This is a genomic window from Brevibacillus antibioticus (assembly GCF_005217615.1).
GTDB lineage: Bacteria > Bacillota > Bacilli > Brevibacillales > Brevibacillaceae > Brevibacillus > Brevibacillus antibioticus.
Window position 1 is genome coordinate 46,381 of the sequence record NZ_SZNK01000001.1, and the last position, 6,120, is coordinate 52,500.

7 protein-coding genes, 1 pseudogene and 1 riboswitch (1 of these 9 only partly in view) are annotated in these 6,120 nt (G+C 47.8%); of the genes and pseudogenes, 4 read left to right on the plus strand and 4 right to left on the minus strand.

Going from position 1 to position 6,120, the window contains the following annotated elements:
• Nucleotides 1–19 precede the first annotated feature (19 nt).
• The 3 genes from queE to queC are packed head-to-tail and all read right to left on the minus strand — an operon-like array spanning nucleotide 20 to nucleotide 1,892.
• A complete protein-coding gene (gene queE / locus E8L90_RS00260; RefSeq protein ID WP_137027494.1) occupies nucleotides 20–739 on the minus strand; it encodes a 7-carboxy-7-deazaguanine synthase QueE in 720 nt (239 codons plus the stop codon).
• Nucleotides 736–1,224 carry a 6-carboxytetrahydropterin synthase QueD gene (queD, locus tag E8L90_RS00265; RefSeq protein ID WP_088909049.1) on the minus strand — a complete coding sequence of 163 codons (489 nt, stop codon included), beginning with the start codon at nucleotides 1,222–1,224 and terminating at the stop codon, nucleotides 736–738. Before queD ends, queE begins: the two co-directional genes overlap by 4 nt.
• Nucleotides 1,224–1,892 (minus strand): 7-cyano-7-deazaguanine synthase QueC, encoded by a 669-nt coding sequence (queC, locus tag E8L90_RS00270; protein ID WP_137027495.1) that lies wholly within the window; start codon nucleotides 1,890–1,892, stop codon nucleotides 1,224–1,226. The genes queD and queC overlap by 1 nt, the downstream gene beginning before the upstream one ends.
• Nucleotides 1,893–1,983: 91 nt before the next feature.
• Nucleotides 1,984–2,027: riboswitch (PreQ1 riboswitch) on the minus strand.
• A gap of 174 nt (nucleotides 2,028–2,201) precedes the next feature.
• Here queC and E8L90_RS00275 point away from each other — a divergent pair.
• Both E8L90_RS00275 and E8L90_RS00280 read left to right on the plus strand, forming a co-directional pair.
• The gene (locus tag E8L90_RS00275) at nucleotides 2,202–3,209 is read left to right on the plus strand and encodes an asparaginase (RefSeq protein ID WP_167497631.1); all 1,008 of its coding nucleotides are present in this window, start codon (nucleotides 2,202–2,204) and stop codon (nucleotides 3,207–3,209) included.
• Nucleotides 3,210–3,227: 18 nt separating this feature from the next.
• Entirely contained in the window at nucleotides 3,228–3,908 is a 681-nt protein-coding gene (locus tag E8L90_RS00280; RefSeq protein ID WP_137027496.1) for a copper homeostasis protein CutC, read from the plus strand.
• Nucleotides 3,909–4,022: 114 nt separating this feature from the next.
• On the opposite strand, the pseudogene E8L90_RS30510 reads toward E8L90_RS00280, so the two are convergent.
• Nucleotides 4,023–4,187 (minus strand): annotated as a pseudogene (locus tag E8L90_RS30510) (GerAB/ArcD/ProY family transporter); the annotation flags it as partial.
• A 300-nt stretch (nucleotides 4,188–4,487) separates the two neighbouring features.
• Between E8L90_RS30510 and E8L90_RS00290 the strand changes: the two are divergent.
• Together E8L90_RS00290 and E8L90_RS00295 are read left to right on the plus strand one after the other, a co-directional pair.
• Nucleotides 4,488–5,294 (plus strand): serine hydrolase, encoded by an 807-nt coding sequence (locus E8L90_RS00290; protein ID WP_137027497.1) that lies wholly within the window; start codon nucleotides 4,488–4,490, stop codon nucleotides 5,292–5,294.
• 439 nt (nucleotides 5,295–5,733) lie between these two features.
• A protein-coding gene (locus tag E8L90_RS00295; protein WP_137027498.1) for an aldo/keto reductase crosses the window boundary here: on the plus strand, nucleotides 5,734–6,120 show its beginning. It continues 456 nt past the right edge of the window; 387 of the gene's 843 nt are visible here — the first part of the coding sequence; it begins with the start codon at nucleotides 5,734–5,736; its stop codon lies off the right edge, out of view.

The window sequence follows — 6,120 nt, forward strand, 5'->3', positions numbered from 1 at the left end:
CATGAGAGTAAAATATCGTTTACACGCCTCGTTTATTGCCCCAGACAAGCGCATGTAGTTGGGGCAGAACCTTCGCGTCATTCATGTCAGGTGTCGCCATCGCCTGATCGATTAGCCATTCAAAGCTCTCCAAAAGCTTATCCCGAAGCCGAGGTGTATCAGCGTCCGACAGATCACTGTTTCCTGGCTGCAAGTAGAAAGGTACCTCTGGAAAACGCTGATGAATCGTCTGTGCATAGGCAAAGTCGGTGTCATCGAAAACAACCACTTTCAGGCTAAGTCCTGGATGTTTTTGTTCCAAAAGCTCGTGTACAATTCGATCAAGTGTTTGAAAATCTGTTTCCATCCCGGAACTAGGCGGCTTCGGTGAAATCGTAATGTCGTCAATCAGTGGAAGCCATGCTTGCCACTTGCTGCCTTGTGTTTCGATTGCTGTGCGAATGCCATGCTCCTTCAAAAGGGCGATTAAGTCGCCGATGCCAGCCAAAAGCGCAGGATTTCCCCCGGAGATTGTGACATGGGAAAAACGGTCCCCGCCTAAACGGGTAAGCTCCTCCCAGATCGCCTCAGGTGACATTTGCTGGATTTCATCGCGGGCAGATCCATCCCACGTAAAAGCGGAGTCGCACCAGTTGCAACGATAGTCACAGCCAGCTGTTCGCACAAACATCGTTTTTTGTCCGATAACCATTCCTTCGCCCTGAATCGTAGGGCCGAATATTTCCAAGACCGGGATCATTCCATCATCCACTCCCGTCTTGCCTCTGCATAGCTGGTCGGAGTCTCGAACAGGCGAACGAACTCCACACGAGCGCCGTTGTAGCGGTCGCGGTAAGCATCTGACTGCAATTGCTTTTCCATCTCTTCGAAAATCCACACGACCATGTTTTCGGCAGTGGTATTCATCGGAGGGAGCATTTCATTCAGATAGCGGTGATCCAAATATATTTCGATGTGCTCTTTCCAGATTTGCTTGATGTCACCGAAATCGATCACGAGTCCGATCTCGTCCGGAAAGCCACTGATGCCAAAGACGACCGTGTACGTATGGCCGTGGAGGTTTTTGCACTTTCCTTCATAGGCGTGCAGATGATGTGCAGCGTCAAAAGTAAATTCCTTGCTTACCAAAACGCGTTTGTTATGGTAGCGAAGCTGTGATTTTTGAATATGGGTACCCAGTGCCTGCATGCGATCGACGATACGAAAATCAAAGTTCGCGCTCATCAGGCTTGTTCTCCAGGTTGATTTTTCTCAGAAAGATACGTGTCCAGTCCGGCTTTTCGCAGGTGGCAGGCAGGGCATTCGCCACAGCCGTCTCCTTTGATACCGTTATAGCAGGTGAGGGTTTTTTCGCGAATATAGGTGAAGGCACCCAGATCGTCTGCCAGCTTCCACGTTTGTGCTTTGTTCAGCCACATGAGCGGCGTGTGAATCACAAACGGATAATCCATCGACAAATTCAAGGTCACATTGAGTGATTTGATAAAGGCGTCACGGCAGTCGGGATAACCGCTAAAATCCGTTTCGCATACACCAGTAATCAAGTGACGTGCTCCTCGTTGCTTGGCGAAAACGCTCGCAAAGGAAAGGAACAACAAGTTGCGTCCCTCAACGAACGTGGATGGCAATTGGCCTTCTTCTTGGGTAATGTCAATATCTGTGCGGGTGAGTGCATTGGGCGCGAGCTGATTTAACAGACTCATGTCCAATACGGAGTTTTTGACGCCGAGTTCTGCGGCAATTTGCTGGGCGCACTCGATCTCCAGCTTGTGTCGCTGCCCATAGTCAAACGTGAGGGTTTCTACTTCGCCGAATTGCTCTTTTGCCCAAAACAGGCAGGTAGTGCTGTCCTGACCTCCGCTAAAGACGACAACGGCTTTTTCCTTTTTCATTGCTCTCCATCTCCTTTTAATTATCGAAGAAAGAGAGTTCTTGAACTTTCCTGCAAAAAAACAAAAACAATACCAAAGAAAGGTACTGTTATCCAGCTTAGTTTTTTATAGAGGGAGTTCGCGAACCTCTCCCGTGCAGATACACGGATTTCTTATTTGTGGAACCCAAATGGGCACCTTGAGACATTATACAACAATCATCGCTGAAGTGGGGGATTATCTCGCTTGGAAAAAGATTGACGGATGGAGGGTGCTACTGCTAGTGTTTTTTTCATAATCGATCAACATGGAGTGGAGCGGGTGATTTTGATGAGAGATGTCCCACTAGTGGAAGAATATCGCGGCGGCATTCTTGAGAACGTACACAACGGCATCGTGTGCGGCGTGAATGAAAAAGGAGAGGTGCTTTATCGGGCAGGCGATGTGAATCATATCACCTTATTGCGTTCAGCAGCTAAGCCCTTTCAAGCCATTCCCATCGCTAAACGTAAAATTGATGAAAAATTCGGACTGAATAACAGCGAAGCAGCACTCTTTGCAGCCTCACATCGTGGTGAAGTTTATCATATGGAAGGCTTGGAGTCGATTTTACGAAAAACCGGCATTCAGGAAGACGAATTGCTTACTTGCCCGACGTATCCGCTCAACGAGGAGCCGAAGTTTGCTTGCTTGTCCCAAGGCATAGAAAAACGCAGGCTCTTTCATAACTGTGCGGGAAAGCATTTGGGGTACTGGGCACTGTCGAAGGATCAAGGATATTCCACTCATGATTACTACAAGGCAGAGCATCCAGCGCAACAGGAGGCATTAGAGGTGTTTGCCAATCTGGCTGACTATCCAAAAGAGCAGGTACAGCTAAGCGTTGACGGCTGTGGCTTCCCGGTTTTTGCATTGCCGCTCAAGAACCTGGCGATCGCATATCTAAAGCTGGCGTGCCCGGATCTGATCGAGGATCACACGACGCGTGAGGCAGTAGAGAGAGTGACAGGCTGGATGACGAGCAGTCCCGAGATCATTGCCAGTCACAACTTCATCTGTACAGCTCTTCTAATGGATGAAAATATAATCGCCAAAGGCGGAGCAATGGGTGTGTACGGCTTTGCTTTGAAAAAGGAGAGACTCAGCTTCTCGTTAAAGGTACTGAATGGCTCTGAATTAGTATGGCCGCTTATCATCGCGTCGATCTTGGAGCAGATTCAGTATGATAATCAGGAAACCATCGACCGACTGCATGCACTGGCGCCAAAAGCTATTAAAAACGACAATCAGTTGGTGGTCGGGGAGAAACGACCCGTTTTTGTCTTGAACAAATGCTAATAACGGAGGCGAAGGATCATGCTACTGGAAGTGATTGCGACTTCAGTTGAGGATGCAAAACGTGCCGAGCAGGGCGGAGCTGACAGGCTGGAGCTCATCTCGGGAATTTTAGAGGGAGGCATTACTCCGAGCTGGGGATTGATTGAGGCAGTAGTCAAGGCTGTTTCCATCCCGGTAAACGTCATGGTGCGACCGCATAGCCAATCGTTTTGCTATACAGTAGAAGAACTTGCAGTCATGCGGCAGGATGTACGTATCATCCGTGAACTTGGGGCAGCAGGTGTCGTATTTGGTATGCTGACTCCAGAAAATAAGCTCGACCAGCGGGGGTTGGAGCTGTTACTTGGTGAGTCAGATGCATTGAATGTGACGTTCCATCGTGCTTTTGATGATGCTGTGGATCAAATGGAAGCAGCACGTATTCTCTTGGAATATCCCCAGGTCGGCACCATTCTTACTTCTGGGGGCAAGAAGACGGCGATCGAAGGAGTCGATTGCATCGAACAGCTCGTCAAGCTGACTGAGAACACACAGCTCACGATTTTGGCAGGGAGTGGATTGTCGCAGGCTAACGTGGGAGAGCTTGTGAAACGTACGGGTGTTAAAGAGGTTCATTTTGGATCGGCCGTACGAGAAGAGGGACAGACGCTCCGATACGTCGATGCAGAGCGAGTGGCCGCGATCAAGCAAATACTGTAAACATAAAACAAGCTGACACCTTACTTTTACAGGGTAGCCGGCTTGGTGTGCATTTGCTTGGACTCTTTTTGCGAGGGAGTAGCTCGGAACGGTCTCACGGGAAACCAAATCCGGACCGAGCACCAAAAACGATAGGGAAATGGCGGAAAACAAACAAGCGCAACCGTAAATGGCTCCTCGCAAAAAAGCTGGCGTGAGCTGTTGTTTTGCATCGAGAAGTGGAGTAATCATAAGGAAAACAACCAACTCCGAGAAGGGAAAAGCCGTGACTGCAAACATTCCTCTTATAACGGGCTTTATGCCATTTTTCAAGAAGGGGAAAAGGGTCCGTACAGATAGCGCCGTTGATTAACACAGCCCCCAAAAATCCGATCAATCCTGATAGCCAACCATCGTGACTCGCTTCAGTGGCAGGTATGGAAGGTATGATCAAGATGGAATTTACGTATTATTTCCAGGTTCCGGATGGATAAACGAACGGTAAGTTAGTACCGTATCTTGTCTGAGTTGTTTTCGGAATAGTATGATAATAATAGAGCGTCAAGAAACTACTAGCAGTGGGAGAAGGGAAGAAAAGCTGTGGAGCTGGAAAAAAGGTTGTCGGCCATTATCGGACAAGCGGAGGGGACTTGGGGCGTCGTTGTAGAGGAACAAGGCTCAGCGAAAGGAATCCGCTTTGAACATGTACCAGACGAGCTGTTTATTGCAGAAAGTGTGATCAAAGTACCGATCATGGCAGCGGTTTTTGCGGCAAGAGAGCAAGGGCATTTTCGATTGGATGATCAGCTTGTTCTACGCCAAGAGGATTTGGTGGGGGGATCGGGGATTCTGTACGCGTTATCTCCAGGCTTGAAGCTTACGATTCGCGACTTGGTGACCCTCATGATTATTCAGAGCGACAATACGGCAACAAATGTGCTGATTGATTTGGTAGGGAAAGCGCAGATCGACCAGACCATGTGCGATTTGGGAATGCGCCAAAGCTATTACTCACGCAAGCTGATGATTTATCCACTCGACATCACTGAAAACAATAAGATAACGGCTAGGGATGTTGCGAATATGCTAGGTCAAATGGCAACGGGCAGTTATTTGTCCGAGCGTGCTTGTAAAGAGATGCTCGCCATTATGAAAAAGCAGCAAGTTCGAAATGGTCTGCCGTCCCAATTGCCAAATGAGGAAGAATCCCATTATCCTGCATGGGAACTGCCGTGTAAATCGGGCTGGGATACGGGCAGACAGCATGATGTAGGCTTGCTGTATACGAAAAATCGATGCTTTTCCATTACGGCCTTATCCAAAGATGTAACGGCTCAATCCGCTCTGAACACATTAGGATTACTGGGAAGAGCTGTGTATGACTACGCTATTTTGGCTGTCGATTAGATCGGCAGCTTTTTCATTTATGGATGGCTAAAACTTGCTTGGAAGCGCCTGGAATCACGAGAACCGCTTCTCCATGAGCGGCTCTGACTTTTTAGCCAAGTGGAACGAAAGGGTGATGTCCATTTACGCAAGACAGGCGTTTCGAGTGATCCCAAGCCACTTCATCTACTCCCATTCTATTATGGATTTAAGATACTTTCTTCCAATACAGCATACTTGCTGCGTCAGCATCTTCTGTGTAATACCCGGTATTACACAAAATAACGCATTTGATTTCCTCCTGAATAGGTACTTTTTAGTGCCTATCACACAAAAAAGTGCGTACTTTTTCTTTTGGCTAGTTTCTCTCATAATAACACTTGTCAAACGACATGAAGCACATTTAGGTGACTGGAAACAGTCATACTACCATAGAGTACAAGGACGGAGGAGACAAGTTATGCCAAAACATTTGCAAGATACAACTACACTGTACAACGGAGTAAAAATGCCTTGGATGGGTCTCGGTGTTTTTAAAGTAGAGGAAGGTCAGGAGCTCGAGCTAGCTGTAAAAAACGCAATCAAGCATGGCTACCGCAATATCGACACAGCCGCTATTTATAACAACGAAGAGGGTGTTGGCCGTGGAATCCGTGCAGGTTTGCAGGAAGCGGGCATTACTCGGGAAGATCTTTTTGTCACCTCGAAAGTATGGAATGCGGATTTAGGGTATGAGTCTACGCTGCAAGCATATGAAACGAGCCTGAAAAAACTCGGGCTGGAATACTTGGACTTGTACCTCATTCACTGGCCAGTAGAAGGAAAGTTCAAAGAAGCATGGAGAGCA

Excerpts from the sequence above, each read along its gene's own strand:
- queE (WP_137027494.1), bottom strand. The coding sequence starts at position 739 with ATGATCCCGGTCTTGGAAATATTCGGCCCTACGATTCAGGGCGAAGGA.
- queD (WP_088909049.1), bottom strand. The coding sequence starts at position 1,224 with ATGAGCGCGAACTTTGATTTTCGTATCGTCGATCGCATGCAGGCACTG.
- queC (WP_137027495.1), bottom strand. The coding sequence starts at position 1,892 with ATGAAAAAGGAAAAAGCCGTTGTCGTCTTTAGCGGAGGTCAGGACAGC.
- E8L90_RS00275 (WP_167497631.1), top strand. The coding sequence starts at position 2,202 with ATGAGAGATGTCCCACTAGTGGAAGAATATCGCGGCGGCATTCTTGAG.
- E8L90_RS00280 (WP_137027496.1), top strand. The coding sequence starts at position 3,228 with ATGCTACTGGAAGTGATTGCGACTTCAGTTGAGGATGCAAAACGTGCC.